The organism is Streptomyces huasconensis (assembly GCF_021028635.1).
GTDB classification, from domain to species: Bacteria; Actinomycetota; Actinomycetes; order Streptomycetales; family Streptomycetaceae; genus Streptomyces; species Streptomyces huasconensis.
Map to the genome: position 1 here is coordinate 4,552,072 of NZ_CP086119.1, position 25,723 is coordinate 4,577,794.

Genomic DNA, 25,723 nt, shown 5'->3' on the forward strand with positions numbered 1-25,723 from the left:
CCGGAGCCGCCGAGGTCTCCGGGCCCCTCCCTTCCGCTGTCGCACGGCACCTGGGGTCTCCCGGCCGCGTGATGCCCGATAAGTAACATTCATCCCGAGAGGTGAGACGTCATGAGCGTCACCCAGCAGTACTTGCTCGACACCTACCGCGCCGCCCAGCACAGCGCACCGACGCCACCCGCCCCCGGCCGCGACGACTGGCAGGCCGTCCGCGAGGTGCGCGAGTACGGCCGCTTCCGCGCCGTCGTGGCGGAACGCCCCGCCCGCGGCAGGCTCCGCGCCGCCCTGGCCCGGTTCGCCCGCGGCGGGCGCCTCAGCGGGGGAGCCGTCGCACGAACTCCGCGACCGCTTCCCTGACGTCGCCCGCCGTCCAGTTAAGGCCCTCCTCGGTCACGGTGATCTCCGTGACCGAGAGGCCGGGCGGCCCGTCCGCGAACCAGCGGCCGAACAGCAGGGTCCCCGTCTCCTCGGCCTGCCCGAGGGAGGCCTCGTCCAGCACGTCCGGCGCGTACGGCAGCCACACCTGGAACTGGTGCGTGTGCGGCCGCTCCGGGTGTACGCGCGACCAAGGAACCCCGGCGGCCGTGAACCCTTCGCGCAGCGCCTCGGCGACCACGCGCGCGTGGGCGACGTAAGCAGGCAGGCGCGGCAGGACGTGCTTGAGGCCCAGCAGGGCGGAGACGGCGGCCGGGAACTGCTGGAACAGCTTTCCTCCGTACCGATGGCGCCACACCCCGGCCTCCTCGACGAGCGTGCGCGGCCCGGCCAGCGCGGCGCCGCTCAGTCCTTCGAGGGACTTGTAGAACGACACGTACACGGTGTCCGCCAGGCCCGCGATCTCCGGGAGGGAGCGGCCGAAGTGCGGCGTGCACTCCCATAGCCGGGCCCCGTCGACATGCACGACGGCGTCCCGTTCGCGCGCCGCCTCCACCACCGCTTCGAGCTCCTCCCAGGTCGGCAGGACGAAACCGGCGTCCCGGAGCGGCAGTTCGAGCATCAGCGTCCCGAAGGGTTCGGGCAGCTCCCGCACTTCGTCGGCCGTGGGCAGGCGCGGCTCGTCCGTCGGGTGCACCGTGCGCAGCCCGCTGACGGCGGAGAGGGCGCCCGCCTCGTGGACCTCCGGGTGCGCCTTGGGGTGCAGCGCCACGGTGGCGTTCCCGGTGCGGCCCGCCCAGCAGCGCAGGGCGACCTGCTGGGCCATCGTGCCGGTCGGGAAGAAGACGGCCGCCTCCTTGCCGAGCAGCCGGGCGACCTCCTCCTCCAGTACGGCGACGACACCGTCTCCGTAGATGTCTGTGGCGTCGTCCGCGCCGACGACCTGGGGGGCGGCCGCCGCCAGCGCCGAGAAGCGTTCGGCGAGGGGCACGTGGAGAGGGGAGCGGTGCAGGGTGCGGGCGGCGCCGCGGGCCGCCGCCACGCGCCTGGCTCGGCTGTCGGGCTCTCCGTCCACCGGCTGGTCGTCGGGGTGGGGCCGTTCCGCGTCGTTGACAGTCATCCCCCGAGGATGACCCGCCCACCGCCACCGGTCATATGAATAGCCACAGCCTGTGGACAGCGGAAGACGCGGCGCAGGACAATCGCGTTAGCATGACGAGAAATCGTCCGGTACCCCGAGCGGACTGGAACGGAAGGCGTCATCGCGTGAACGCATCGCAACAGCCGGACCCGCGGGAGCGCCCCGCGAGGCTCACGGTGGGAGTCGTGGGAGCGGGCCGCGTCGGCCCCGCGCTCGCCGCGTCGCTCCAGCTCGCCGGGCACCGCCCGGTGGCCGCCTCGGGGGTGTCCGACACCTCCGTGCGCCGGGCCGCCCTCATGCTGCCCGACGTCCCCCTCGTCCCCGTGGCCGAGGTCCTCGAACGCGCCGACCTGGTGCTCCTGACCGTGCCCGACGACGCCCTGCCGGGCCTGGTCGAAGGCCTCGCGGAGACCGGCGCGGTGCGCCCGGGACAGCTCCTCGTGCACACCTCCGGGCGGTACGGCACCAAGGTCCTGGAGCCCGCCCTGCGCGCCGGCGCCCTGCCGCTGGCGCTGCACCCCGCCATGACGTTCACCGGCACCCCTGTGGACGTGCAGCGCCTGGCCGGGTGCTCGTTCGGCGTGACCGCGCCCGAGGAGCTGCGGCTCGCCGCCGAGGCCCTGGTCATCGAGATGGGCGGCGAGCCCGAGTGGATCGCCGAGGAGAACCGCCCGCTCTACCACGCGGCGCTCGCCCTCGGCGCGAACCACCTGGTCACCCTGGTCGCCGAGTCCATGGACCTGCTGCGCGACGCGGGCGTGACGGCCCCCGACCGCATGCTCGGCCCGCTGCTCGGCGCCGCCCTGGACAACGCCCTGCGCTCGGGCGACGCGGCGCTCACCGGCCCCGTCGCGCGCGGCGACGCGGGCACGGTCGCCGCGCACGTCGCCGAGTTGCGCAAGCACGCCCCGCAGACCGTCGCCGGCTACCTCGCGATGGCCCGCGCCACCGCCGACCGCGCCCTCGCCCACGGTCTGCTGAAGCCGGAGCTGGCCGAGGACCTCCTCGGCGTCCTGGCCAACGGCGCGGGCGGCGCCGGCGGCGGCGTCAGCGGCACCGAGGGAGGCACCCGATGACCACCACCCTCCTGCACACCGCCGAGGCCCTGCGCACCCGCACGCGTGCAGGCCGCCGAGCCGTCGTCATGACCATGGGCGCCCTGCACGACGGACACGCCTCGCTGATCCGCGCCGCCCGCCGCATCGCGGGCCCCGACGGCGAGGTCGTCGTCACGGTCTTCGTGAACCCCCTCCAGTTCGGGGCGGGCGAGGATCTCGACCGCTACCCCCGCACCCTCGACGCCGACGTCAAGATCGCCGAGCAGGCGGGCGCGGACGCCGTCTTCGCCCCCGCCGTGGACGAGGTCTACCGGGGCGGCGAGCCCCAGGTCCGCGTCAGCGCGGGCCCCATGGGCACGGTCCTCGAAGGCGCGACCCGCCCCGGGCACTTCGACGGCATGCTCACCGTCGTCGCCAAGCTGCTGCACCTCACCGGGCCGGACGTGGCGCTGTTCGGCCAGAAGGACGCCCAGCAGCTCGCGCTGATCCGCCGCATGGTCCGCGACCTCGACTTCCCCGTGGAGATCGTCGGCGTCCCCACCGTCCGCGAGGACGACGGCCTGGCCCTCTCCAGCCGCAACCGCTACCTCGCGCCGGACGAGCGGCGCACCGCCCTCGCCCTCTCCCGGGCCCTCTTCGCGGGCCGCGACCGGCATGCCGCGCAGGAGGCGCTCCGCGCGCGTGCCGCCAGCGCACCCGCCACACGTGCGCGTGCCGAAGCCCTCAGCGCGATCGGCGAGTCCCGTGCCGCGGCCGACGCCCACGCCGTGGCGCAGTCCGCGGCGCCCTCGACGCCCGTCGGGCCCGCCGCCGTCCTCGCCGCGGCCCGGCAGGTCCTCGACGAGGCCGCGCGCCTGCGGCCCCCGCTGGAGCTGGACTACGTGGCGCTGGTGGACCCCGCCGACTTCACCGAGGTCCGCCCCGGCCACACCGGCGAAGCCGTCCTCGCCGTGGCCGCCAAGGTCGGCTCGACACGGCTGATCGACAACATCCCGCTCACCTTCGGAGCCGCCATATGAGTGCCACCGGAATACGGCTGCACGCCCCCGCGCCCGGCTGGTCCCTGGACGCCGATGTCGTGGTCGTCGGCTCCGGAGTGGCCGGACTGACCGCGGCCCTGCGCTGCTCCGCCGCCGGTCTGCGGACGGTCGTGGTGACCAAGGCCCGCCTGGACGACGGCTCCACCCGCTGGGCGCAGGGCGGCATCGCCGCGGCGCTCGGCGAGGGCGACTCCCCCGGACAGCACCTGGACGACACCCTCGTGGCGGGCGTGGGCCTCTGCGACGAGGAGGCCGTGCGCACCCTCGTCACCGAGGGTCCCGGCGCCGTGCGCCGCCTCATCGAGACCGGCGCCCACTTCGACACCGGGGCCGAGGGCGCCATCGAGCTGACCCGCGAGGGTGGCCACCACCGCCGCCGCATCGTCCACGCGGGCGGCGACGCGACCGGCGCGGAGGTCTCCCGCGCCCTCGTCGAGGCGGTACGCGCGCGTGACATCCCGACCGTGGAGAACGCCCTGGTCCTCGACCTCCTCACCGACGCCGAGGGCCGCACCGCCGGTGTCTCCCTGCACGTCATGGGAGAGGGCCAGCACGACGGCGTGGGGGCCGTCCACGCCCCCGCGGTGGTCCTCGCCACCGGCGGCATGGGCCAGGTCTTCTCCGCGACCACCAACCCGTCCGTGTCCACGGGCGACGGCGTCGCGCTCGCCCTGCGCGCGGGCGCCGAGGTCTCCGACCTCGAGTTCGTGCAGTTCCACCCCACCGTGCTCTTCCTCGGCGCCGACGCCGAGGGCCAGCAGCCGCTGGTCTCCGAGGCGGTGCGGGGCGAGGGCGCGCATCTGGTGGACGCCGACGGCGTGCGCTTCATGGTCGGCCAGCACGAGCTGGCCGAGCTGGCGCCCCGCGACATCGTCGCCAAGGGCATCACGCGCCGCATGCAGGAGCGGGGCACCGATCACATGTACCTCGACGCCCGGCACTTCGGCGCGCACATGTGGGAGAACCGCTTCCCGACGATCCTGGCCGCCTGCCGCGCCCACGGCATCGACCCGGTCACCGAGCCCATCCCCGTCGCCCCGGCCGCGCACTACGCCTCCGGAGGCGTCCGCACCGACTCGTACGGCCGCACCACCGTCCCCGGCCTGTACGCCTGCGGAGAGGTGGCCTGCACCGGCGTGCACGGCGCCAACCGCCTGGCCTCCAACTCCCTCCTCGAAGGCCTGGTCTACGCCGAGCGCATCGCCGCAGACATCACGGCCCAGCACGCGCGGAACACCCTCCACGCGCGCGTGCCGCACCCCGTCGCGCATCCGGAGATCCCTTCGCACCCCCTGCTGCCGTCCGAGGCACGCTTCGCCATCCAGCGCGTGATGACCGAGGGCGCCGGAGTCCTCCGCTCCGCCGAGTCCCTCGCCGAGGCGGCGGCCGCCCTCGCCCGCATCCACGCCGAAGCCGCGGGCGCGCTCGCCGAGCACGGCAAGACGGCCGAGCCCGGCGTCGACACCTGGGAGACCACCAACCTCCTGTGCGTCGCCCGCGTCCTGGTGGCCGCCGCCCAGCGCCGCGAGGAGACCCGCGGCTGCCACTGGCGCGAGGACCACGCCGACCGCGACGACGAGGCCTGGCGACGCCACCTCGTCGTACGCCTCAACCCGGACAGGACACTGGCGGCACACACCACCGAGAGCCCCGACTTCCCTCCGACGACCCCTCCCAGTCCCCAGGAGCAGTGACCGTGAGCACCCCCGAAGACCTTCCCCTCGCCCCGTCCGGCGGCGGCTGCGGCGACGCCTGCGGCTGCGGCGGGGACGACGCCTTCGACCCCCTGGAGTGCGGTCTCGACCCCGCTCTGGCCCGCCTCCTGGCCGAGGCGGGCCTCGATCCCCTCCAGGTCGAGGACATCGCGCACATGGCCATCGAGGAGGATCTGGCGGGCGGCGTGGACGTCACCACGGTCGCCACCATCCCCGAGGACGCCGTCGCCACCGCCGACTTCGTCGCGCGCGAGGCGGGCACGGTCGCGGGCCTGCGCGTGGCCGAAGCCGTGGTCTCCGTGGTGTGCGAAGAGGAGTTCGAGGTCGAGCGGCACGTCGAGGACGGCGACCGCGTCGAGGCGGGCGACGTGCTGCTCAGCGTCACCACCCGCACCCGCGACCTGCTCACCGCCGAGCGCAGCGCCCTGAACCTCCTGTGCCGCCTCTCCGGCATCGCGACGGCCACGCGCGCGTGGGCGGACGTGCTGGACGGCACCAGGGCGAAGGTCCGCGACACCCGCAAGACGACGCCCGGCTACCGCGCCCTGGAGAAGTACGCCGTACGCATGGGCGGCGGCGTCAACCACCGCATGTCGCTCTCCGACGCGGCCCTGGTCAAGGACAACCACGTGGTGGCCGCGGGCGGCGTCGCGGAGGCCTTCAAGGCCGTGCGCGAGCAGTTCCCGGAGGTACCGATCGAGGTCGAGGTCGACACGCTCCACCAGCTCCGCGAGGTCGTCGACGCGGGCGCCGACCTGATCCTCCTGGACAACTTCACGCCGGGCGAGACCGAGGAGGCCGTCGCCCTCGTGGCCGGCCGCGCGTTCCTGGAGTCCTCGGGCCGCCTCACCCTGGAGAACGCCCGCGCGTACGCCATCACGGGCGTCGACTACCTGGCGGTCGGCGCCCTGACCCACTCCTCCCCGATCCTCGACATCGGCCTGGACCTGCGGGAAGCGGTGCGCGACTGATGCTGCTGACGATCGACGTAGGGAACACCCACACCGTCCTCGGCCTCTTCGACGGCGAGGAGATCGTCGAGCACTGGCGCATCTCCACCGACGCCCGCCGCACGGCCGACGAACTCGCCGTGCTGCTCAACGGCCTGATGGGCATGCACCCGCTGCTCGGCGAGGAGCTGGGCGACGGCATCGACGGCATCGCGATCTGCTCGACGGTCCCCTCCGTCCTGCACGAGCTGCGCGAGGTCACCCGCCGCTACTACGGAGACGTCCCCGCCGTCCTCGTCGAACCCGGCATCAAGACCGGCGTCCCGATCCTGATGGACAACCCCAAGGAGGTCGGCGCCGACCGCATCATCAACGCGGTCGCGGCGGTGGAGCTGTACGGCGGCCCGGCGATCGTCGTCGACTTCGGCACCGCCACCACCTTCGACGCCGTCTCCGCGCGCGGGGAGTACGCGGGTGGCGTCATCGCCCCCGGCATCGAGATCTCCGTGGAGGCTCTGGGCGTACGAGGCGCGCAGCTCCGCAAGATCGAGCTGGCCCGCCCGCGGAGCGTCATCGGCAAGAACACCGTGGAGGCCATGCAGGCCGGCATCCTGTACGGCTTCGCGGGCCAGGTCGACGGCGTCGTGAACCGCATGGCGCGCGAACTGGTGGGCGCGGGCGGCGACCCCGACGACGTGACGGTGATCGCGACGGGCGGCTTGGCCCCGATGGTGCTCGGCGAGGCGTCGGTCATCGACGAACACGAGCCGTGGCTGACACTGATCGGCCTCCGCCTGGTCTACGAACGCAACGTCTCCCGCCCCTGACCCTGCGCCCGGCGGCCGCACACCCGGCGGTATCCCCTACCCCGCCGCTCCGCGCCGGACGTCTCCCACCCACCCGCCCGTTACGCGGCAGTGAGTTGTCCGGGTAGGAGCGGGCGGGGTGGCCGTCACTCGGCGGCGAGAGGTCCAGGTAGGGGCGGGTCGCCCACATACCCGGCGGCGCGGTGAGGGTCGTAGGGCAGGCAGCGACGACCCGCAGCCGCTCGCTCACCCGCAGGGACATGGGCGACGACGGCCGCAGTCGCGAGCGCACCGGAGGGGACGCTGGGGGTATGTGCGCGCGGAGCACAGTGGTGGTGTGTCCTCAGCCGATGAGCACCCGGGGTTCAAGGCCAAGATGGCGAGCACGGACATACCCCCGCGGCCCCGCCCCACAGCCGAACCCCAGGCGACCACCAGCCGTAGCCCCCCACCCCGCCGCGCCACACATTGGCGTTAAGCCGATTTTGTCCGTTTGGCACGTATCGTCAGCTCATGCCCACGCCATACGGATCTCGCGGCGGCATGGCCTTCAGCGCGGAGGAGCTGCGTGTGCTCCGTCGCGCCCTGGCCCTCGCCCTGAACCCCAGCCCTGTCCCCGACGAGGACGTCCAGGACTGTCTCCGCCTCGCCGAATCGGTGGACGAGGCCATGCGGGAGAGCGCGAGGCTCCGCGCCTTCCTCGTGGCCGACCTGTCCCGCTACCGGGCCGCGCTGCCCGGCACCGCGGCCGGCTATCTCGCCCTCCTGGACGACGTGCTCGGCGCCGGTTACCAGCCGGGCCCCGACGACCTCGCCGCCCTGCGCGCCCTGCGCGGCAACACGCTCGCCGCCGCCCTGCTCGACCGCTGCCGGACGCTCGCCGAGCGGTCCGTCCGCGCCCGCCTGGCAGGCCGCTCCCTCCGCGCCCAGGAACGCCCCACCGTGCCCGCGTCCCGCACCCCCCTGCGCTCCCTCCCGGGCGGCCGCGGCGCCGTCGGCCAGGACCCGCCGCAGGACCCGGCCCGCCCGGTCCCCACCCCGGCCGAGGTCTTCCCCCCGAGGCGCCGCCCGGCACCCTCCACGGAACCGCCCACGCCCCCCACGCCCCCGGCGACACCCGATCCCGCCCCCACCCCCGCTCCTTCCCCCACCCCCGCGGGCCCCTCGCACCAGCTCGCCGCGGGCTAGCTACGCTGGGGGGCATGGACTACGTTTCCGCGCTCGTGCCCCCCGTAGTGATGGCCGTGTTCTTCAGTGGTCTCATCGTGACGATCGTGAAGACCCAGGGCGGTGCCAACAAGGCCAAGGAGGACGCGGCGGCGGACGCCGCGATCCGGGCCGAGGCCCTCCAGCAGTCCCCCAAGGCGGGCGGCGCCTGACCCGCCTGCTGCCCCCGAGCGGCACCGGAGCCGCAGGTCACACCTATAGCCCCCCCCGACGCACCCCTGCACATCAGGGCGTACGACTCACCTCTTACGAGTCGTACGCCCTTTTTGTCGCGTTCAATCAGGCTTGCACCACCTGACCACGCGCACCACCTACGCCACGTCCCTCCCACATCACGCACATCACGCCAATAGTGACGTCTCCCACTATTGTTCTGCTGTGCCTCGTCCATTGGGAGAACTCGAAGACGCCGTCATGACACGGGTGTGGAAGTGGAACCGCCCCGTGACCGTTCGAGAAGTCCTGGAAGACCTTCAGCAGGAACGCTCCATCGCCTACACGACCGTGATGACCGTTTTGGACAATCTCCATCAGAAGGGCTGGGTGCGCCGCGAAGCGGAAGGCCGCGCCTATCGATATGAGGCGGTCTCCACTCGCGCCGCCTACGCAGCCGCACTGATGAACGAAGCCTGGTCACGGAGCGACAACCCCGCCGCCGCTCTCGTCGCCTTCTTCGGGATGATGTCGGCGGAACAGCGCGAAGCGCTGAGCGATGCCATGCGTATCGTCCAAGGCCCGGAGAACCCCGGCTCCGCGGAGCCGGGCACAGAGCGATAGCGTCCGCTCATGGCAGCAGAGGGTCCCGAACTCAGCGAACTCAGCGCAAAAGCGGTCTCGGTCCGCAGGGCGCGAACCTCCGATGTGCCGGCCGTGCGCCGGCTCCTCGACTCGTACGTCCGTGAGCGCATCCTCCTGGACAAAGCGACGGTGACGCTTTACGAGGACATCCAGGAGTTCTGGGTCGCGGAACGGGACGACAACGCCGAGTTGCTCGGCTGCGGGGCCCTGCACGTGATGTGGGAAGACCTCGCGGAAGTACGCACTCTCGCGGTGAATCCGGAGGTCAAGGGGGCGGGGGTGGGGCACCAACTGCTCGGGAAGTTGCTGCAGACCGCCCGCTGGCTCGGCGTCCGGAAGGTTTTCTGTCTCACCTTCGAAGTCGACTTCTTCGCGAAGCACGGCTTCGTGGAGATCGGCGAGACTCCGGTCGACGGAGATGTCTACAGCGAGCTCCTGCGTTCCTATGACGAGGGCGTCGCCGAGTTCCTCGGCCTCGAACGAGTGAAACCGAACACCTTGGGCAACAGTCGGATGCTTCTGCATCTGTGATCGCCTCTGTGGTATTCCGATCCGACCACCTGCCCCGGTCGCCTATGTCCGAAACGCGCATGTTTCCAGGCTTCTAGGGGCCCCCGGTCTCTCCCAGGGGTTTGTGTTTTCCCGGCAAAAGCGGTTTGCTTTCCGACGTACTGCAGTACTGCATATAACAGGGGCCGGTGAATCGGCGGCGTACGCCGTGCGGGCCGGCCTCGAAGTTATCGATGAAAGGAAATCCGGTGGCACAGAAGGTTCAGGTCCTTCTTGTCGATGACCTCGACGGCGGCGAGGCAGACGAGACCGTGACGTTTGCGTTGGACGGCAAGTCCTACGAGATCGACCTCACCACGGCCAACGCGGACAAGCTCCGTGGCGCCCTGGAGGACTTCGTCAAGGCCGGTCGGCGTACCGGCGGCCGGAGTTCGGGCGGCCGCGGCAAGGCGCGTTCGGCGTCGACGAGCGGCAGTCAGGACACCGCCGCGATCCGCGCCTGGGCGAAGGAGAACGGTTTCGAGGTCAATGACCGCGGCCGTGTTCCCGCGTCGATTCGTGAGGCCTACGAGAAGGCCAACGGCTGACGGTTGCGTCGTCGCAACCGGACCCGGTGGCACTGCGTCGCCGCCGTGTCCACCAGTCGTACGAGACCGGAGCCCACGGCGGGGTCGCTGTGGTGCGCGGTCCCGCCACCCCCCACCGCGGGCAGGGACACCAGCGTCGGCAGCGTCGGCTCCACCTCGCACCCGGGCTCCGGGGGCCGCAGCCACACGGCGGCCTCCCGCGAGCCGGACCACCCCGGAGGCGTGGGCGCGTCGACGTGCCCGCCCGCCCCGATGGCGGTGAGGTCGAGGGGGATGTCCCCCCACTCCAGCCAGTCGAGCAGCCCCGGCAGCTCGTCCGCGCTTCCCGCGCCCACCAAGAGGTGCATCGTTTCCCCGCGCAGCGCCACCGGAGCCTTCGGCCCGAGGTGGCGCAGCGTCGCGAAGCCCGCCTCCGCGGGCAGCTCCAGGACGTCGAAGCGCAGCCCCGTCACCAGACGCACCGGGCCGGGGCCGGGCACGATCGCCCAGCCGAGTTCGTTCTCGTACCACTGCCGCACCGGGTCGCTCTGCTCGACCGGGGTCCGGGGCTGAGGAACTGTGGGGGCCATGTCCCAGCAACAGCCCGGGGGCTCCGCTGGTTACGCAGGGTCTCACGCCAGATGCGAACCGTGTCCGAAAAGGGGGCGTACGGGAGTGTTCGGGGGTGCAAGAGTGTTCGCCCGTAGCGGAGGGAACCGGTGCGCGCCGCATGGACTGTCAGTCGTTACGGGTAAGACATCCCTAGTGGGGAGGGGCGACACGCGGTTCCGGGCGTCTCACGTTCGCCATCGGCGTAGTGGTGGTGGGGGTAACTGCCTGGCCTGCGGGAACATCGTCTCGCACCATCGGGTTGAGGCAGTTGTCGGCGTTCGGGGTCAGGAGTTCCTCCGAGAGGAGGGCCGGGTGTCGGCAGTTGGAATGAGCGGTCCCCGCTTGCGGGACTAAGCTGCGGAAGGACAGGGAGGGGACCGACCCCTTACTGCCTGACCGCTCTGAGGAGCGATTAACGATGTTCGAGAGGTTCACCGACCGCGCGCGGCGGGTTGTCGTCCTGGCTCAGGAAGAAGCCCGGATGCTCAACCACAACTACATCGGCACCGAGCACATCCTCCTGGGCTTGATCCACGAGGGCGAGGGTGTCGCCGCTAAGGCCCTGGAGAGCCTCGGGATTTCGCTCGAGGCGGTCCGCCAGCAGGTGGAGGAGATCATCGGGCAGGGCCAGCAGGCCCCGTCCGGGCACATCCCCTTCACCCCCCGTGCCAAGAAGGTCCTGGAGCTGTCGCTCCGCGAGGCCCTTCAGCTGGGCCACAACTACATCGGCACGGAGCACATCCTGCTCGGCCTGATCCGCGAGGGCGAGGGCGTCGCCGCCCAGGTCCTGGTCAAGCTGGGCGCCGATCTCAACCGGGTGCGTCAGCAGGTCATCCAGCTGCTCTCCGGTTACCAGGGCAAGGAGACCGCCACCGCCGGCGGTCCTGCCGAGGGCACGCCCTCCACGTCCCTGGTGCTCGACCAGTTCGGCCGGAATCTGACCCAGGCCGCTCGTGAGTCCAAGCTCGACCCGGTCATCGGGCGCGAGAAGGAGATCGAGCGGGTCATGCAGGTCCTGTCCCGCCGTACGAAGAACAACCCGGTCCTGATCGGTGAGCCCGGCGTCGGCAAGACCGCCGTCGTCGAGGGCCTCGCGCAGGCCATCGTCAAGGGCGAGGTGCCCGAGACCCTCAAGGACAAGCACCTCTACACCCTCGACCTCGGCGCGCTGGTCGCCGGTTCCCGCTACCGCGGTGACTTCGAGGAGCGCCTGAAGAAGGTCCTCAAGGAGATCCGCACCCGCGGCGACATCATCCTGTTCATCGACGAGCTGCACACGCTGGTCGGTGCGGGTGCCGCCGAGGGCGCCATCGACGCCGCTTCGATCCTGAAGCCGATGCTGGCCCGCGGTGAGCTGCAGACCATCGGTGCCACCACGCTCGACGAGTACCGCAAGCACCTGGAGAAGGACGCCGCGCTGGAGCGCCGCTTCCAGCCCATCCAGGTCGCGGAGCCGTCGCTGCCGCACACGATCGAGATCCTCAAGGGCCTGCGCGACCGGTACGAGGCGCACCACCGCGTCTCGATCACCGACGAGGCGCTGGTCCAGGCCGCGACCCTGGCCGACCGGTACATCTCGGACCGCTTCCTGCCGGACAAGGCGATCGACCTGATCGACGAGGCCGGTTCCCGGATGCGCATCCGCCGGATGACCGCGCCGCCGGACCTCCGCGAGTTCGACGAGAAGATCGCGGGCGTCCGTCGCGACAAGGAGTCGGCCATCGACTCCCAGGACTTCGAGAAGGCGGCCTCTCTCCGCGACAAGGAGAAGCAGCTGCTCGCCGCGAAGGCCAAGCGCGAGAAGGAGTGGAAGGCCGGCGACATGGACGTCGTCGCCGAGGTCGACGGCGAGCTGATCGCCGAGGTCCTGGCCACGGCCACCGGCATCCCGGTGTTCAAGCTCACGGAGGAGGAGTCCTCCCGCCTGCTGCGCATGGAGGACGAGCTCCACAAGCGCGTCATCGGCCAGAAGGACGCCGTCAAGGCGCTCTCGAAGGCGATCCGGCGCACGCGTGCGGGGCTGAAGGACCCGAAGCGTCCGGGTGGCTCGTTCATCTTCGCCGGTCCGTCCGGTGTCGGTAAGACCGAGCTGTCCAAGGCGCTCGCCGAGTTCCTCTTCGGTGACGAGGACGCGCTGATCTCCCTCGACATGTCGGAGTTCAGCGAGAAGCACACGGTCTCGCGTCTCTTCGGTTCGCCCCCCGGCTACGTGGGGTACGAAGAGGGCGGTCAGCTGACCGAGAAGGTCCGCCGCAAGCCGTTCTCGGTCGTCCTCTTCGACGAGGTCGAGAAGGCCCACCCGGACATCTTCAACTCGCTCCTGCAGATCCTGGAGGACGGTCGTCTGACCGACTCCCAGGGCCGCGTCGTGGACTTCAAGAACACGGTCATCATCATGACGACCAACCTTGGAACGCGTGACATCTCCAAGGGCTTCAACCTGGGCTTCGCGGCCCAGGGCGACACGAAGTCCAACTACGAGCGGATGAAGAACAAGGTCAGCGACGAGCTGAAGCAGCACTTCCGCCCGGAGTTCCTGAACCGCGTGGACGACGTCGTCGTCTTCCCGCAGCTCAGCCAGGACGACATCCTCCAGATCGTCGACCTGATGATCACCAAGGTGGACGAGCGCCTCAAGGACCGGGACATGGGCCTGGAGCTCTCCCAGTCCGCGAAGGAACTGCTCGCGAAGAAGGGCTACGACCCGGTGCTCGGCGCGCGTCCGCTGCGGCGCACGATCCAGCGCGAGGTCGAGGACACCCTCTCCGAGAAGATCCTCTTCGGCGAGCTGCGTCCCGGCCACATCGTGGTCGTCGACACCGAGGGCGAGGGCGAGACCAAGACCTTCACCTTCCGCGGCGAGGAGAAGGCGGCGCTGCCCGACGTGCCGCCGATCGAGTCGGCCGCCGGTGGCGGCGCGGGCCCGAACCTGAGCAAGGACGCGTAACCGCAGGGCACGTTCGAAGGGGCTGCCCCGGACCGTTTCGTACGGTTCCGGGGCAGCCCCTTCCGCGTGCCCGCACGCATGTGTGCGTGCAGGCACGCGGCGGCTCAGTCGTCGGCGAGCAGGGCGTACGCATCGACCTTGATGTGTACGGGGAAGGTCTCGTAACCGAACGCCTGGACGGCCGGGAGGCTCACCAGGGCCAGGTCGGGCAGGAGTGCGGGCAGCGGGGTGATGTCGATCGGTTCCCGGTCGGGGAGCACGGCGAGGCGAAGGCGCCGCACACCGGGGAAGAGTTCGCCGAGCCGGGGCTGTGCGGCCTCCCAGCCGCTCTCGATGTTGAGGGTCAGCTCCGTGACGCCGGGCAGGCGGACGCCGGGTGGCGCCTCGGCCAGACAGCCGGAGGGGAGCGTCATCATCGTGAGGCGGGGCAGCCGCGTGAAGGTGTCCCACGGCAGTCCGTCGAGCGCCGCGCTCTCGTGGGCGATCATCAGGCCCGCCAGGCACGGCCACCGGTCCACGTGGCGCAGGTCGCCCAGGTGCCGGTCGGGGTCGAGGACGCCGAGAGTGCGCAGCGGGGCCCCCGCGGGCAGCGGGGCAAGCGTGTAGGGCTCGCGGATGTTCCACAGCCGCAGCTCCGTCATGCCGCGCACGGCCATGAGTGCCTCGTCGGTGAGGCGGGCGGGGGAGAGGCCGAGCGAGAGGTACGTGGGGGGTGCGGCGGCCAGCAGGCGGGACGCTGCCTCGGGGGAGACCGTCTCGCGGATGTCCAGGTGCCTGGGGCGCAGTCCCAGGCGCTCCAGCTCCGCCACCTGCTCGTCGTCGCGGATGGAGAAGTGGGTCGTGCCGTCGTCCAGCCGCGCGATGACCTGTTCCGCGTAGGCCCGGCGTTCGAAGCGGCCCCATCCCCACATGAGCTGGCTGCGTACGGCGAGGGCCGGATGGCGGGCGAAGCGCGCGAGGTGGGGGATCGCGGTGTCCGAGCGGATGTGCGTCAGGGCGATCGCCACGTCCCGGGCGTCCTCGTCGTCGAGGCCGTCCGGACCCGGCAGCAGGTCGAGCACCATCGGGCCGACCGCACCCAGCTCGCGCGCCTCGCGGCGGCTCTGCGGCGGAATCAGCTGGGCGGTGCGCCGCTCCACCTCCGCCCGCACCTCCGGAGCCAGTTCCACCGCGTGTTCGAGGCAGGCGGCCGCCAGGAGGTGGATGCGCTTACGGGCGCGGGCATCGGGGTGCTGGTCGCCGTACGAGAGCAACTCCCGCAGCAGCTCGGCCCGTTCCCGCGGTCTCGCCTGGGCCACCGCCATGCGGATGACGTCCTCCCACTGGTCGTCCGTCGCGTGGCGGGCGAGTACGCCGAAGTCGCCCTCCTCGACGGCCGCGCGGGCGCCCAGGAAGTCCTGGAAGGTGCGGTGGACGAAGTCGACGGTGCCGGGGCCCGGTTCGCGCAGCAAACCGCTGCGGTGCAGGAAGTGGGTGTAGACGGCCTTGGCGTCGCCGAGCGCGGCCAGCTCCGGGACGGCCGGCAGGGCGTCGGCGATGATCGACTCCGCGCGTGAACGGTCCATCACCGTACGGCCGTTGCGGATCAGCCAGTACGCGAGGCGTTGGAGGAGCTGGAGCTGTGGCTCCTCGCGCAGGTCGGGGACGGCCATGTGGCGTTCCCGGTCCCTGCGGAGCAGGAGCATGGAGAGGGCGGCGGTGTAGAGGTCCTTGCGGCCGAGCGGCAGGAAGCCCCTGCGGTCCCGGTGCAGGGCGCAGATCAGGCCGCACATCAGCGGGTTGGTGGCCAACAGGCCGAGGTCCGGCTTCGACTTCACCGCCGCCAGGAGCTGACGCTCGTACGCCGTGAGGGCCGCGTCCTCCTCGGCGTTGCCGGTGGCCGCCGCCGCGTGCCAGCGTTCGATGAAGGCGGTCACCTCCTTGTCGTTCATCGGGGAGAGCGTCAGTTCCGTGAAGCCCTCCTCGGCGAGCCAGTCGGCGCGGACCGCCGAGGGGCGCGAGGTGACCAGCCAGTGGTTGCCGGGATAGGCGTCGATGAGATCGGTGAGCCACGCGCGCGTGCGGGCGCGTTCGGCGTCCGGGATCTCGTCGATGCCGTCGACCAGGACCAGGGCGCGGCCCGCCGCCAGGACGCGCGCCTCCCAGCCCGACGGCTGCGTGCCGGCGAGTGGGCAGCCGACGGCGGTGAGGAAGTCGGCGGGGGCGGGCAGCCGCTCGCCGTGGCGGGTGAGGTCGCGCAGGGGCAGGACGTAGGGGACGCGGTCGAAGAGGTACGTGAGAGGGCCCTCGGTCAGCTCCTGGCGGGCGGCGCTCACCGCGAGCCACTGCACGAGGGTCGTCTTGCCGGAGCCGGCCTCGCCGCGCAGCAGGACGCGGTCGTGCGCGGCGAGGGCCTGGTCGGCGGGGAGCGGGGCGGTGTGGTCGACGAGCTCCACCTCCTCCGCGTGGTACTCCGCGCCGGACAGGAAGCGGGCCGTCGTCACACGCCCCGGGGCCGTCGCCTCCAGCGACATGTAGGCCGCGTCCAGCGGCCACTTGCCCGGGGTGTCCGTCAGGTCGATCCCGAAGATCGTCAGCTTGCCGTGCTTCTTCGCCACGTACGCGAGGTAGCGGCGTTCGAAGGCGGTGTCCAGCGCTTCCGGGCGGGAGTGGCGGGCGATCAGTTCGTCGACCTTGGCGATCAGCTCGTCCTGGCCGCGGCTCTGCGCGACCAGTGTCGCCGCCACGAACGTGGAGCGCTGCGTGAAGAAGTGCAGGACGTGCAGGCAGGCCCATTCGGTGACGGAGGCGAGATAGGAGGCGGCGTCCGCGGACAGTTCCGCGGTGAGCGGGGCACCGGTCGCCGAGGCGCTGTGCGTGAGCGCGCGGGCCAGCTTGCGGTGGCCGAGGCGGACGGCCTGGACGTCGTCCATGTCGAGGTCGCCGAGCGCGAGGAGCACGCGGGTCAGGGCGTCGGTGACCGCGATGGCCTCGTCCGGCGGGAAGGGGGCCTCACCGGGAGAGGCCAGGGACCGGTCCACGAGCCGCTGGGCGAGGCGGCGCACGTCCGGCTCGGTCAGGGTGCGCTTCTCCCCCCGGAAGGCGACGAGCGCGGAGAGCCGCACGGGCCGCTCCACGAGGCCCGCCCCCGGCCCCGCCGGGACGAACAGTTTCTTGATCAGCGGGCCGATGACGCTCGATGCCAGGCGGGTGCCGATGACCGCGGGTTCCATGGGCGTGAGCGTAGTCGGCGTCACATCCGCGGCGGGGTGGATCTTGCCGTCCGGTGACATGCCGCACAGGGGTTTTGCGCGGTACTAGGCGGAATAGTGGGATCGGGCGGGCCGGGACGCGGGACCTTCGGCCCGCAACCGCCGGGACCTTTGCCGCGTCGCCCGGCTCCGGGCGGGGGCCGGGCGCGGATACGGGCGGAGGGCCCGTCCTACGTGCGTTTAAACCTCTCCGGTGGCCGAGAATCACATGATCGACGATCAGGTGAATTGTCCGGATTTGATGGTGTCAAGAGGTCGAAATCCTGACGGTCGGCTACGGCTTTCGGTAGTAGATGGGGGGTTTGGGCGTGGGCCGAGGGCGGGTTACCAAGGGATGGCCGACCCGGCGAAGCGTGCTCAGCGGGACCTCCCCCGCTCCCGTCCGCCGGTTCTCTCACGCCTGTCTCGTCACCAAGCTCCGAAGGACGTCCTCATGTCGAAGCGCACCAAGTCCCACCATCCCCGTCCGTCCCTCACCCGTGCGCGGGCGGCCGTCGTCGCCGCGGGCCTCGGGATGTCGGCGGTTCTCGGGGCCGGGGTCTCGGTCGCTGCGGACAGCGCCCAGAGCGGCGGCGCGCTGCCCCGCGTCACGGTGAACTCCGTCCACGCGCAGGCCGCCGCCCAGGCCAAGGCCGCCCAGAAGGTCAAGGCCGCCGCGGTCAAGAAGGCCGCCCCCAAGGCTCCGAAGGCCGCCGCCTGGGTCCACCCGGTCCAGCGCTACACGCTCTCCGCCAGCTTCGGTCTCGGCGGCAGCATGTGGTCCCACAAGCACTCCGGCCAGGACTTCGCCGTCTCGGTCGGCACCCCGGTCCACGCCGTGCACGGCGGTACGGTCGTCAAGGCCGGCCCCAACGGCGCCGGTGACGGTCCCGCGTACGGCAACGCCGTCGTGATCAAGCACAGCAACGGCACGTACTCCCAGTACGCGCACCTCTCGCAGGTCGACGTCCGCGTGGGCCAGAACGTGGGCACCGGCCAGCGCGTCGCCCTCTCCGGCAACACCGGCAACTCCAGCGGCCCTCACCTGCACTTCGAGATCCGCACGACCCCCAACTACGGCACGGCCGTGGACCCGGTCGCCTTCCTGCGCTCGGTGGGCGTGAAGGTCTGACCCGTCCGACCCCCTTGCCGCGGTGCCCCGGGCTCAGTCGCCCGAGTGAGCCTGCGTGACCAGATCGATGGCGACTTCGAGGATGGCCTTCCGCTTCTCCTCGGGGTCGCCTTCGAGGTCTTTCAGCACGAACATCCCGGCATGCATGGTGAACAGCGCGCTGAAGCACCGCACCTGGTCGGCCATCGGCGCGTCCGGGTCCTTGAGGATCTCGTGGAGCCCGAACATGCGCTCCTTGAAACTCTCGCCCGCCTTCAGATCGCGCATCGTGGCCTGGTTCTCCTGCATGAAGCGGAAGAGCGGCGCCGCGTGGACCAGGATCTCGCTGTAGCGGCGCAGGACCTGCTGCCGGACCTCGAGCGAGGGCGGCTGCGGCTGCTGGTGACCCCACTCGATCAGCTCGTCGATGGGCCGGGTGAGGTCCTCGAAGATGCTGGTGAGGATGGCCTCCTTGGTCTTGAAGTGGTAGTAAAGCGCCGCCTTCGTGACCTGAAGGTGCTCCGCGATCTCGCGCAGTGACGTCTTCTCGTACCCCTGCGCGGCGAAGAGTTCGAGGGCCACGTCCTGGATGCGCTGGCGGGTGTCGCCGCGGCGCTGCTGATTGCCTGTGCCCGTGCCCATCGGGTGCTCCTCGACTCCATTAACTTACTTGACGCCCGGCTAGTTGGGGGTCTACCTTCCCTCAGTGTAGTCAACTAGCCGGGCGGCAAGTAAGGCGTCGGGCGGGTGCAGCGGGGCGTCAGGGGCGTCCTGGAAGTCGCGGGAGTGGGGAACATGGCGAACACCAGCACGGCGCAAGCCGGACCGCAGCAGGGAACCGAGCCGCAAGGGCCGATAGGAAAGGCCGGACCGCAGCCGCGCAGCGTGCGCGTCGTGCTCATGGCACTGATGATCGCGATGCTGCTCGCGATGCTCGACAACATGATCGTGAGCCCCGCGATGCCGACCATCGTCGGCGACCTCGGCGACCTCGGCGGCCTCGAACACCTGTCGTGGGTCGTGACCGGTTACACCCTCGCGACCGCCGCTTCGACCCCCATCTGGGGCAAGGTCGGCGACATGTACGGCCGCAAGGGCGCCTTCCTCACCGCGATCGTCATCTTCCTGGTCGGCTCCGCGCTGAGCGGCATGGCCCAGGACATGGGGCAGCTCATCGGCTTCCGTGCCATCCAGGGCCTCGGCGCGGGCGGCCTCATGGTGGGCGTCATGGCGATCATCGGCGACCTCGTGCCGCCGCGTGAGCGCGGCAAGTACATGGGCATGATGACGGGCGTCATGGCGGTCGCGATGATCGGCGGCCCGCTCGTCGGCGGCACCATCACCGACCACCTCGGCTGGCGCTGGGCCTTCTACATCAACCTGCCGCTCGGCGCCGTGGCGCTCGCCATGGTGACCGCCGTCCTGCACCTGCCCAAGAAGAAGGCCGAGGGGCGCATCGACTACCTCGGCGCGGCCCTGCTCACGGTCGGCATCAGCGCGCTCGTCCTCGTCACCACCTGGGGCGGCACGGAGTACGCCTGGGGCTCCGCCGTGATCATGGAGCTGATCGCCATCGGCGTCGTCTCGCTCATCGGCTTCCTCCTCGTACAGACGAAGGCCGCCGAGCCGATCATGCCGCTGCACATCTTCCGCAGCCGCAACTTCTCGCTGATGGCCGTCATCGGCTTCATCACCGGCTTCGTGATGTTCGGCGCGATGCTCTTCCTGCCGCTCTACCAGCAGTCCGTGCAGGGTGCCTCGGCGACCAACTCCGGGCTGCTGCTGCTCCCGCTGCTGCTGTCGATGATGGCCGTCTCGATGTTCGCCGGGCGGTTCACCACGGCCACCGGCAAGTACAAGGCCTTCCCGATCGTCGGCACCGTACTGATGATCGTCGGCTTCTTCCTGCTGGCGCAGATGGACACCGGGACCTCGCGGCTCACCTCGGGCCTCTACATGGCGGTGCTCGGCGCCGGCATGGGCTTCCTGATGCAGATCACCATGCTCGTCGCCCAGAACAGCGTCGAGATGAAGGACATGGGCGTCGCCTCGTCCTCGGCCACGCTCTTCCGTACGCTCGGCTCCTCCTTCGGCGTCGCGATCATGGGCGCGCTCTTCAACGACCGCGTCCAGCGGGTGATGGCCGAGCGCGCGGGCGAGCTGGGCGGCAAGGTCACCGAGAAGTCGGCGCAGCTCGACGCGGCGAGCCTCGCGAAACTGCCGGAGCAGGTCAGCGACGCGTACAAGTTCGCGGTCTCCTCCGGTACGCACGCGGCGTTCCTGCTCGGCGCCGCCATCGGCGTGGCCGCGCTGCTCGCCTCGCTCTTCGTGAAGGAGACCCCGCTGCGGGGCGCGGGCCCCGCCGACAGCGAGCCCGTGGGCGAGGGGCCGGTGTCAGTGCCGCGTGCCAACATCGACGTATGACCGGATGACGGCGGCACGGCTGTCGGGAGGCACGTCATGATCAAGGGACTCGCCATCTCCACCGTCTGGGTCCTCGACCAGGACCGGGCCAAGGAGTTCTACACCGAGAAGCTGGGCCTGGAGGTCCGCACGGACATGACGATGGGCGACGGCGGCATGCGCTGGCTCACCGTCGGTGCCAAGGACCAGCCGGACGTGGAGCTGACGCTGATGGTGCCGGGCCCGCCGTCCCTGGACGACGAGTCGGCCGAGGCCATGAAGAAGCTGGTCGCCAAGGGCGTCCTCGGCGCGGGCGTCCTCGTCACCGACGACGTCCACGGGGACTACGAGAAGCTGAAGGCGCGCGGCGTGGAGTTCCTCCAGGAGCCGCAGGAGCGTCCGTACGGCACCGAGGCGCTCTTCCGCGACGACTCCGGGAACTGGTTCTCGTTCACGCAGCGCCGCGAGGGCGGCCTCGACCTCGACAAGGACTGGTCCTGCTGACCCCTGCGGCGGCCGGCCGTCAGAGGGTGTCCGGCAGCTGCAGGACCGGGTAGCTCCCCGTGTTCGTGGGCGCGTGCTCCGGCAGCCACAGCACGGCGACCGCGCCCTCCGAGGGCTCCTCGGGCGCCGCCCCCGCCGGGCGTACGTTGCGGAAGGTCAGCCGCGCCCCGAGCACCCGCGCCTGGCCCGCCGCGATCGTGAGACCGAGGCCGTGGCCGTGCCCCGCCCGGTCGGTGCTGCCCGTGCGGAAGCGGCTCGGGCCCTCGTCGAGGAGGGCCTCGGGGAAGCCGGGCCCGTGGTCGCGCACCCGGACCACGCGGCCCTCGACGCTGACCTCGATGGGCGGCTTGCCGTGCTTGGCGGCGTTGGCGACGAGGTTGCCGAGGATGCGCTCCAGGCGGCGCGGGTCGGTGGTGACCTCCGACTCGTGCACCACCGTCACGCTCACGTCCGCCGTCAGGGACGCCATCCGCCGCGTCACGAACTCGCCGAGGGTGATGTCCTGCAACTCGGCCCGCTCGGCCGCGGAGTCCAGGCGCGCCACTTCGAGGACGTCCTCGACGAGGGTGCGCATCGCCTGGGCGCGGTCCTTGACCAGCTCGCTCGGGCGGCCCGGCGGCAGCAGCTCGGCCGCCGTGAGCAGCCCGGTCACCGGGGTGCGCAGCTCGTGCGCGATGTCGGCGGTCACCCGGCGCTCGGCCTCCAGACGCTGCTTGAGGGCGTCGGCCATCGCGTCCACGGCGCTCGCCAGATCGTCGGTCTCGTCCTTGACGACACCGCCGATCGCCTCGCGGACGCTGACGTCCGTCTGCCCCTGGGCGACCTCGCTCGCCGCCGTCGCCGCCTTGCGCAGGCGCCGCGACAGCTGCCCGCCGATCAGCACGCCCAGCGCGCAGCCGCCGAAGACGACCGCGATCGAACCGATGACCAGGGCCTGGTCGAGGTCCTTCATGACGGTGGCGCTGCGGTCGGTGAAGCGGGAGTGCAGCGACAGGACGTGCCCGTCGGCGAGCGGCACGGCGGCCCAGATGTCCGGGACCCCGTCCGGCTTGTCCTCGACGTAGGTGGCGCGGCGGCCCGTGAGGACCTTCTCCCGCAGCTCCGTGGGGAGTTCCGGGTCGTCGACCTTCGTGCCGAACTGGAGGGTCTGGCGCTGCGAGGCGGAGTACAGCCGCAGCGCGAACTGGATGCGCTCGTCCTGCACGTCGCGCGCGTTGTCCAGCATCGAGACGCGCGCGGCGTTGTGCACGACCAGGCTCAGCGCCACCGCGACCAGCGCGCCGACCAGCGCGATCGCCGCGCTGATCTTCCACCGCACGCCGGTGCGCAGACCGGTGCCCACACCGGTCCGGAGCGCCTCGCGGACGCGCCGGACCGCCCTGCCGCCCCCGTTCATGTACGTCCCCCGAGTCCGCGGCCCCGGGGCCGCCGCCGTGCGCCGTTCGTCACGCGTCCGCTCACGCCTTGAGCTTGTAGCCGAAGCCGCGGACCGTCTCGATGCGGTCCTGGCCCACCTTCGTGCGCAGCCGCTGCACATGGACGTCGACGACGCGGGTGTCGCCGCCCCAGCCGTAGTCCCACACGCGCTCCAGGAGCTTGTCGCGGGACAGGACCGTGCCGGGCGCGGACGAGAACTCCAGGAGCAGCCGCATCTCGGTCGGCGTCAGCCCGACCGGGGTGCCGCCCCTGCGGACCTCCATGCCCTCCGTGTCGATCTCCAGATCGCCGAAGTGCAGCACGCCGCCGTCGGCCGAGGAGCGCTCGTCCGCCGCGGACGGCGTCGAGCCCGGACCGCTGGCGTGCCCGAAGCGCCGCAGGACGGCACGGATACGGGCGACCAGGACGGCCCCGTCGAACGGCTTGGTCACGTAGTCGTCGGCGCCCGCCTCCAGGCCCAGCACGACGTCGATGGAGTCGGCCCGCGCCGACAGCATGATCACGGGCACGGTCGACTCGTCACGGATGCGGCGGCACAGCGAGACGCCGTCCAGGCCGGGCACCATGACGTCGAGCAGCGCGATGTCCGGCTGGTTCGCGCGGAACGCCTCAAGGCCCGCCAGCCCGTCGGGCATCGCCGTCACCGCGAAGCCGTCGCGCTCCAGGGCGAGCTGCGTGGCCTCACGGATGACGTCGTCGTCCTCGACGAACAGGACATGGGTCTGCTCTGCCATCGGATGCTCTCAGTCCTTCTCGGTGCTCTGCTCTGTACGGTCTCTGCGGATCTCTGCGGATTCTGCGGATCTCCGCGGCTCTACGAGGGTCTCGGCGCCGGCCGTCACTCCGCCTCCGGCGCGGGCGTCTCGCCGCCCACCGCGTCGCTGAAGTCGCTGCGCGTGCGGTCCGCCTCGGTGAAGTGGTGCGCCGACCAGCGGTAGGTGATCACTTCCTCGCCGGAGGGATACGCCACCGAGTCGCCCTTCTCGTACAGCTGCTTCGTCACGACGAGGTCGCCCCGGTCGATCTCGGCGTAGACGGACGCGGGCTCCTCGGCCGTGAAGACATTCTTGTACCCGCCGCCCTCGGCGCGGTACACGTAGCTGCCGATGCCGACGGCGTCCGCGCAGGTCAGGACGTTCACCACGACATCGGCGGCGGAGCCTCCGGTGAGGTCGCCGTACGACACGTCGATCGGGTACGTCTTGCCCGCGCACGGCTTCAGGTCCCGCTTGACCGCCGGGCTGACCTTCGGGTCGTTCTTGACGAGCCGCACCGCGTCGACCTTCTCCGACGGCACGGAGACCGACGGCGACGCCGACGGCGCGGCGGACATCACCGGCTCGCTGCGGGCCGGGCCCTCGTCGCGCGCGCCGGAACCACCGGTCGAGCAGGCGGACAGGGAAAGGCCGACGGCGGCGAGCCCGGCCACCGCCGTACTCACCGCCTTCACACCTGACGTGGCCGCAGGGCCTAGGCCGCGCAACGCTCCCGCTCCTCACGTCCGAGCGCGCCTGCAACCAGTTCCTCGCGGTCCCGGCTCTCCAGCTCCTGGCGGAGCCGGGCGAGCGCCCGGTGCAGCGTGCTCTTGACCGTTCCGGCCGACATGCCGAGTGCGGCGGCCGTCTCCTCTGTGGACATCTGCTCCCAGTGTCGCAGCACGACGACGCTGCGCTGCTTGGGTGCGAGCACCTTCATGATGTCCATGAGCAGAGCGCGGTCCGCGTGCTGTTCGGTGGAGTCTTCCACGCGCGCGTCGGGCAGCTGCTCGGTGGGCACCTCTTCGAGCTTGCGCGCCCGCCACCACTCGGTCCGCGTGTTGATCATGACGCGGCGCAGATAGGCGTCGGCGAGCCGCTTGTCGGCTATGCCCTCCCAGCGGCCGTACGTCCGTACGAGCGCGGTCTGCAGCAGGTCCTGCGCGTCGACGGGGTCAGGGACCAGGCGCCGGGCACTGCGCAGCAGGGCGTCCTGCCGAGTGCGGACGTACTCTTCGAACTCGAGCACCTCGCCGTGCGCCATATCAAACCGCCTCCGTTCCGTCCCCATGTCGACCGCGGTCCTTGCCTGTGCGGTACAGGTAAGAAGCTACGGAGGCCGTGTCACGGGGTTGTGCGGAGCAGCCAGCGGCGGACGCACGGCTGTGCGTAGGTTGTGTAACAGAAGTAGGACGCGCGTAAACACCTGCCCGCGCACGGCGTGCCAAGGGCCCCGGGCGCCACCGCCGTCAGGTCAGGGGCAGCCGGTAGAGGCCGTCGGGCAGCGGCTCGACGAGACCGTCCGCGACCAGGCCGTCCAGCGCGCGGGCCCGCTGCACCGGCTCGTCCCACACCTGGTCGAGCACCGCCTGCGGCACCGGCGTCAGCGCCTCGCGGAGCACCGCGAGCAGCTTGCCGCGCACCTGGCGGTCCGTGCCCGCGTACGTCTGGCCGCGGCGGGCCGGGCCGTCGTGCGCGGGCTTGCCCGCCGCGCGCCAGGCGCACTGCGCGGCGATCGGGCACCGCGCGCAGTTCTCGTTCTTGGCGGTGCACACCAGCGCCCCCAGCTCCATCGAGGCGGCGGCCCAGCGCGAGGCGGTGCGCTCGTCCTCGGGCAGCAGGGCGCGGGCGAGCCTGCGCTCAGCGGCCGTCGTCGCGTTCGGCGGGTACTGCACCCCGGTCACCGCCCGCGCGAAGACCCGGCGCACGTTGGTGTCCAGGACGGCGTGCCGCTGCCCGTACGCGAAGGACGCCACGGCGGCCGCGGTGTACTCCCCGATGCCGGGCAGCGCGAGCAGCTGGGCGTGGTGCGTGGGTACGTCGCCGCCGTGCCGCTCCGTTATGGCGACGGCCGCGCCGTGCAGCCGCAGGGCGCGGCGCGGGTAACCGAGCCGCCCCCAGGCGCGCACGGCCTCACCGGGCGCCTCCTTGGCGAGGTCGGCGGGGCGGGGCCAGCGGGCCAGCCACTGCTCGTACACGGGCAGCACCCGGCTGACGGGCGTCTGCTGGAGCATGAACTCGCTGACCATCACGCCCCACGGCCCGGCGTCCTCGCGCCGCCACGGAAGATCACGGGCGTGCGCGTCGAACCAGGCGATGACGGGAGTGTGGAGGGCGTCCCCGGTGGGCTCGGGGGAGTTCCCCGGGGCCGGGCTGTTCGGCATGGGCTTCGTGGGAGCAGTCATGGCACCACCGATCCTGCCACGGCCGCGTCGGGTTCCACGGGTCCACGGGTTCCGCGGGGCGGGGCGTGTTCCTGGGGGGCCGCCGCCGCGCCGGGCGGCGCACACCTGACGATCGGCAGGGGTGGCGGGTGCC

Annotated in this window: 24 protein-coding genes; 15 read left to right on the forward strand and 9 right to left on the reverse strand. The window is 71.6% G+C overall.

Annotated elements, in window-relative coordinates; all coding sequences use genetic code 11:
* Positions 1 to 111 precede the first annotated feature (111 nt).
* Positions 112 to 357 carry a hypothetical protein gene (locus tag J2N69_RS20795; RefSeq protein WP_230902128.1) on the forward strand — a complete coding sequence of 82 codons (246 nt, stop codon included), beginning with the start codon at positions 112 to 114 and terminating at the stop codon, positions 355 to 357.
* On the opposite strand, the gene J2N69_RS20800 is transcribed toward J2N69_RS20795, so the two are convergent.
* The gene (locus J2N69_RS20800; RefSeq protein ID WP_230902129.1) at positions 314 to 1,495 is read right to left on the reverse strand and encodes a threonine aldolase family protein; all 1,182 of its coding nucleotides are present in this window, start codon (positions 1,493 to 1,495) and stop codon (positions 314 to 316) included. The two genes, J2N69_RS20795 and J2N69_RS20800, sit on opposite strands and share 44 nt — an antisense overlap.
* 146 nt (positions 1,496 to 1,641) lie before the next feature.
* Here J2N69_RS20800 and J2N69_RS20805 point away from each other — a divergent pair, with 146 nt between their 5' ends.
* The 10 genes from J2N69_RS20805 to J2N69_RS20850 all read left to right on the forward strand — a co-directional run bounded on the left by J2N69_RS20805 (position 1,642) and on the right by J2N69_RS20850 (position 10,207).
* Positions 1,642 to 2,592, forward strand: coding sequence for a Rossmann-like and DUF2520 domain-containing protein (locus J2N69_RS20805; protein ID WP_230902130.1), 951 nt, complete (start codon positions 1,642 to 1,644; stop codon positions 2,590 to 2,592).
* Positions 2,589 to 3,593 (forward strand): pantoate--beta-alanine ligase, encoded by a 1,005-nt coding sequence (gene panC / locus J2N69_RS20810; RefSeq protein WP_230902131.1) that lies wholly within the window; start codon positions 2,589 to 2,591, stop codon positions 3,591 to 3,593. Before J2N69_RS20805 ends, panC begins: the two co-directional genes overlap by 4 nt.
* Positions 3,590 to 5,308, forward strand: a complete 1,719-nt coding sequence (locus J2N69_RS20815) for an L-aspartate oxidase (protein ID WP_230902132.1) — start codon at positions 3,590 to 3,592, stop codon at positions 5,306 to 5,308. Before panC ends, J2N69_RS20815 begins: the two co-directional genes overlap by 4 nt.
* 2 nt (positions 5,309 to 5,310) lie before the next feature.
* Complete coding sequence (gene nadC / locus J2N69_RS20820) at positions 5,311 to 6,300, forward strand: carboxylating nicotinate-nucleotide diphosphorylase (RefSeq protein WP_408056760.1); 990 nt, start codon at positions 5,311 to 5,313, stop codon at positions 6,298 to 6,300.
* Complete coding sequence (locus tag J2N69_RS20825; RefSeq protein ID WP_230902134.1) at positions 6,300 to 7,106, forward strand: type III pantothenate kinase; 807 nt, start codon at positions 6,300 to 6,302, stop codon at positions 7,104 to 7,106. The genes nadC and J2N69_RS20825 overlap by 1 nt, the downstream gene beginning before the upstream one ends.
* Positions 7,107 to 7,628: 522 nt before the next feature.
* Positions 7,629 to 8,273 carry a hypothetical protein gene (locus tag J2N69_RS20830; protein ID WP_230904797.1) on the forward strand — a complete coding sequence of 215 codons (645 nt, stop codon included), beginning with the start codon at positions 7,629 to 7,631 and terminating at the stop codon, positions 8,271 to 8,273.
* Between the two features lie 14 nt (positions 8,274 to 8,287).
* A complete protein-coding gene (locus J2N69_RS20835; protein WP_167515888.1) occupies positions 8,288 to 8,464 on the forward strand; it encodes a hypothetical protein in 177 nt (58 codons plus the stop codon).
* A 226-nt stretch (positions 8,465 to 8,690) separates the two neighbouring features.
* Complete coding sequence (locus tag J2N69_RS20840; RefSeq protein ID WP_175613621.1) at positions 8,691 to 9,089, forward strand: BlaI/MecI/CopY family transcriptional regulator; 399 nt, start codon at positions 8,691 to 8,693, stop codon at positions 9,087 to 9,089.
* A gap of 9 nt (positions 9,090 to 9,098) precedes the next feature.
* Positions 9,099 to 9,641: an amino-acid N-acetyltransferase gene (locus tag J2N69_RS20845; RefSeq protein WP_127910865.1), complete on the forward strand. Its 543-nt coding sequence runs from the start codon at positions 9,099 to 9,101 to the stop codon at positions 9,639 to 9,641.
* A gap of 227 nt (positions 9,642 to 9,868) precedes the next feature.
* On the forward strand, positions 9,869 to 10,207 hold the full coding sequence (locus tag J2N69_RS20850) for a histone-like nucleoid-structuring protein Lsr2 (protein WP_127910866.1): 339 nt from the start codon (positions 9,869 to 9,871) through the stop codon (positions 10,205 to 10,207).
* Here the strand turns inward: J2N69_RS20850 and J2N69_RS20855 are convergent.
* Positions 10,186 to 10,776, reverse strand: coding sequence for an SCO3374 family protein (locus tag J2N69_RS20855; protein ID WP_230902135.1), 591 nt, complete (start codon positions 10,774 to 10,776; stop codon positions 10,186 to 10,188). The two genes, J2N69_RS20850 and J2N69_RS20855, sit on opposite strands and share 22 nt — an antisense overlap.
* A 440-nt stretch (positions 10,777 to 11,216) precedes the next feature.
* Between J2N69_RS20855 and J2N69_RS20860 the strand changes: the two genes are divergently transcribed.
* The gene (locus J2N69_RS20860) at positions 11,217 to 13,745 is read left to right on the forward strand and encodes an ATP-dependent Clp protease ATP-binding subunit (protein ID WP_127910868.1); all 2,529 of its coding nucleotides are present in this window, start codon (positions 11,217 to 11,219) and stop codon (positions 13,743 to 13,745) included.
* Between the two features lie 104 nt (positions 13,746 to 13,849).
* On the opposite strand, the gene J2N69_RS20865 is transcribed toward J2N69_RS20860, so the two are convergent.
* Positions 13,850 to 16,957 carry an NACHT domain-containing protein gene (locus J2N69_RS20865; protein WP_230902136.1) on the reverse strand — a complete coding sequence of 1,036 codons (3,108 nt, stop codon included), beginning with the start codon at positions 16,955 to 16,957 and terminating at the stop codon, positions 13,850 to 13,852.
* A gap of 472 nt (positions 16,958 to 17,429) precedes the next feature.
* On the opposite strand from J2N69_RS20865, the gene J2N69_RS20870 reads away from it, so the two are divergent.
* Positions 17,430 to 18,107: a M23 family metallopeptidase gene (locus J2N69_RS20870; protein WP_127910870.1), complete on the forward strand. Its 678-nt coding sequence runs from the start codon at positions 17,430 to 17,432 to the stop codon at positions 18,105 to 18,107.
* A 33-nt stretch (positions 18,108 to 18,140) separates the two neighbouring features.
* Here J2N69_RS20870 and J2N69_RS20875 read toward each other — a convergent pair whose 3' ends face one another.
* Complete coding sequence (locus J2N69_RS20875; protein WP_230902137.1) at positions 18,141 to 18,728, reverse strand: TetR/AcrR family transcriptional regulator; 588 nt, start codon at positions 18,726 to 18,728, stop codon at positions 18,141 to 18,143.
* Between the two features lie 153 nt (positions 18,729 to 18,881).
* Here J2N69_RS20875 and J2N69_RS20880 point away from each other — a divergent pair, with 153 nt between their 5' ends.
* Positions 18,882 to 20,510: an MDR family MFS transporter gene (locus J2N69_RS20880; RefSeq protein ID WP_443049197.1), complete on the forward strand. Its 1,629-nt coding sequence runs from the start codon at positions 18,882 to 18,884 to the stop codon at positions 20,508 to 20,510.
* Between the two features lie 36 nt (positions 20,511 to 20,546).
* Positions 20,547 to 20,993 (forward strand): VOC family protein, encoded by a 447-nt coding sequence (locus tag J2N69_RS20885; protein ID WP_230902138.1) that lies wholly within the window; start codon positions 20,547 to 20,549, stop codon positions 20,991 to 20,993.
* A 19-nt stretch (positions 20,994 to 21,012) separates the two neighbouring features.
* Here the strand turns inward: J2N69_RS20885 and cseC are convergent, their stop codons facing one another.
* From cseC to J2N69_RS20910, 5 genes are all read right to left on the reverse strand, one after another.
* A complete protein-coding gene (gene cseC / locus J2N69_RS20890; protein ID WP_230902139.1) occupies positions 21,013 to 22,389 on the reverse strand; it encodes a two-component system sensor histidine kinase CseC in 1,377 nt (458 codons plus the stop codon).
* Between the two features lie 61 nt (positions 22,390 to 22,450).
* Positions 22,451 to 23,164, reverse strand: coding sequence for a two-component system response regulator CseB (gene cseB, locus J2N69_RS20895; RefSeq protein ID WP_127910874.1), 714 nt, complete (start codon positions 23,162 to 23,164; stop codon positions 22,451 to 22,453).
* A 104-nt stretch (positions 23,165 to 23,268) separates the two neighbouring features.
* The gene (locus tag J2N69_RS20900; protein ID WP_408056761.1) at positions 23,269 to 23,913 is read right to left on the reverse strand and encodes a hypothetical protein; all 645 of its coding nucleotides are present in this window, start codon (positions 23,911 to 23,913) and stop codon (positions 23,269 to 23,271) included.
* Positions 23,901 to 24,449: a SigE family RNA polymerase sigma factor gene (locus J2N69_RS20905; protein WP_127910876.1), complete on the reverse strand. Its 549-nt coding sequence runs from the start codon at positions 24,447 to 24,449 to the stop codon at positions 23,901 to 23,903. The genes J2N69_RS20900 and J2N69_RS20905 overlap by 13 nt, the downstream gene beginning before the upstream one ends.
* 205 nt (positions 24,450 to 24,654) lie before the next feature.
* A complete protein-coding gene (locus J2N69_RS20910) occupies positions 24,655 to 25,590 on the reverse strand; it encodes an HhH-GPD family protein (RefSeq protein ID WP_272595835.1) in 936 nt (311 codons plus the stop codon).
* Positions 25,591 to 25,723 lie beyond the last annotated feature (133 nt).